2 pseudogenes are annotated in these 2618 nt (G+C 38.7%); one reads left to right on the top strand and one right to left on the bottom strand.

The window, feature by feature from the left end:
* A pseudogene (locus ACFIKH_RS08905) lies at positions 1-172 on the bottom strand (phage tail protein); the annotation flags it as partial.
* Positions 173-460: 288 nt separating this feature from the next.
* On the opposite strand from ACFIKH_RS08905, the pseudogene ACFIKH_RS08910 reads away from it, so the two are divergent.
* A pseudogene (locus ACFIKH_RS08910) lies at positions 461-2618 on the top strand (autotransporter outer membrane beta-barrel domain-containing protein); the annotation flags it as partial.

Raw genomic sequence — 2618 nt, forward strand, 5'->3', positions numbered from 1 at the left:
TGATCACCACGGGACCATGGAGAAGGACACTATAGGTCGTATCATTGATCCAACGAAGCATCTGGACCGGCTTTGCTGTTCGAATGGTTCTGCTTATGGCATCAATGGCTACACGATCACCAAACTCTTCTGGAAACCAAACTCCATGAATGGTCTTTGCATCATTGCCATATATAAAACAATATAATTTATGTAAGCATTATAATAATATTTATAATTTCTATAATATAGATTTACCATAAATTTAATTATATAATATAAATAAGTACAAACACATTGTTTATTAAATGTAAATTCATACAAATTTAATATTATTTATTTTTTAATTTTGACAAAAAACCAAAAATGTCTTACCAAACAAAGACAATCACTGAAATTAATAACAACTATCCATTTTCACTTCTTCTTATGAAGTTCGCGGGGAAATGAATATTTTGGGGCTCTCATAAGGAGAATACTAGTGTATAAAACATCCCTTTTATCATGCACGGCTGCAGCCGCTATCGTCCTATTCAACATCCAGTTCAGTGCACATGCTGAAACCCTCGAAGTTTTTGATGGAAAAACAATACCAGTATCCGATAAAACCTACGAAACTATTCACGCAAAAGACGGTGGCAAAATCATTGGCAAGAATTTAACGATAAACCACCCAGTCCATTACGATGTATACGCTGTAACAGCTGAAGGTGTTAACAGTGTAATTGAATTACAGGATAGTAGAATTATCCCAAAACTTGATTCTGAGATTTTCCGCGGTCTTGAAGCCAAAGACGGAGCTACAATCAAAATGATTGGAGGTTCCATTGCAGCTGCCTCTGTTGGCGCTTCTTTTAATAACACGAATAGCAGCGAAAACATGCTAAAAGACGTGGTGATATCAGACTTAGATAAAGATGGACTGCAATTACTCTCAGGAATAGTTACCAAGGGAAGCACGCTCACCTTAAAAAATGTAACTGTTATGCATGCAGCGAACGCTCTAACGGCAGATGATCACTCGACAATAACAGTCTCTGGAGGATCATTTGATGGAGAACTCGATGGAATATATGCTTCAAATGGCAGCACGGTTATTATCGACAACAAGACTGAGATTACAACATCCAGTGGTTATGGACTCCATGCTGATGGTGCACAATCCAAGATCACAATGACTGGAGGGACAGTAAGTGGATGGGGTACAGGCACATTGTTTGCCGAAAACAGCGGACAGATTGATGTCACTGGTATTACTATAACATCGACAGATGGCACCAGAGACGGTGCACACGCCGATGGCTCTGGCAGCATAATTGAATTACATAATACAACGATTAAAGATGTTTCAACGGGGCTTATGGCATACAAAGAAGCTACAATCAAGATGACTGGAGGTTCTATTACGGCTATTGCAATGGGTGCTCTCTTCGGCGACGAAAACAGCGAAGAAAATAAGCTAGAAAATGTGAAAATATCAAGTGGTAAAGACGATGACCAACAACTCTTAGGGGTAATGACCACCCATAACAACAAACTTACTTTAAAAAATATAACAGTTATTCAAGCCAATCTAGGCATAGTTTCCGATTTTAATTCTCAAATAAACGTATCAGGGGGAGAATTTAATGTAAAAACCTCAGGGGCATCTGCTGAGAGTGGCAGCACCATTATCATAAAAGACAATGCTAAAATTAATGCATCTGATGGTATTGGACTCCATGCAAGCGATCCACAATCCCAAATCACAATGACAGACGGAACAGTATTTGGGAAAAAAGCTGCATTGTATACAGAAAACGGCGGGCATATTGATGTGACAAATGTTTCTGCAACAGCAAAAATCGGTGGTTTGCAGATCATGTCTCTCTCTTACACGGATCCCGATAATCCACAAAAACGTAAAAGCAGTGAAATCAATTTGGTCAATACAAAACTTCATGTTGAAAATGGTACTGGAATTCTTATTGGAGCTTTCACTGACAACGATATTGAAAATAATACAAATCTGGCAATCGGTACCGCAAATCTCAAAAATTCAGAAATCCATGCCGATGTTTTACTAGGAAACGGCATTTATTGGAAAGATAAAGAGTTTTGGAACCAGGTAGGTTTAAAATCGATCTCCAACGGTACCTTCACATTAAGCGCAGATCAGTCTACTCTAGAAGGCAGAGCGAATATTGCTAAAGGCAGAAATGTACACTTTGATCTGAAAAACAATACAACATGGACGTTGAAGATCAGCAAAAACGAAAAAGATGATGATGGCAATCTGTTTGATATTGCTCAAAGATCTCGTTCTGATATTTCCACGCTTAGTCTCGATAATAGCTCCATTATTTTTAGCGAACCAACAGAAGAGCATTACCAAACATTGCATATAGGTTCTGGTAAACCAGACACAAAAGCAGTCTACAATGCAACGGGTGATGCGAAGATTTACTTCAACGCAGAATGGAGTGATGGTGCTGCAATAAATGAGCAAAAAACCGATAGACTTTTGATCAATGGGGATGTCTCTGGAACAACATCAGTTTATGTTACGGGGCGCTTAGAAGGGAACAATGTCAAAGCAAATACCTCTGCTGCTGCCAATATCCGTGGTCTGTCACTCATTCAAGTTTCTGGAAAAGCAG

Source organism: Bartonella sp. SD1336NMGDW, from assembly GCF_042193565.1.
Taxonomy (GTDB): Bacteria; Pseudomonadota; Alphaproteobacteria; order Rhizobiales; family Rhizobiaceae; genus Bartonella; species Bartonella grahamii.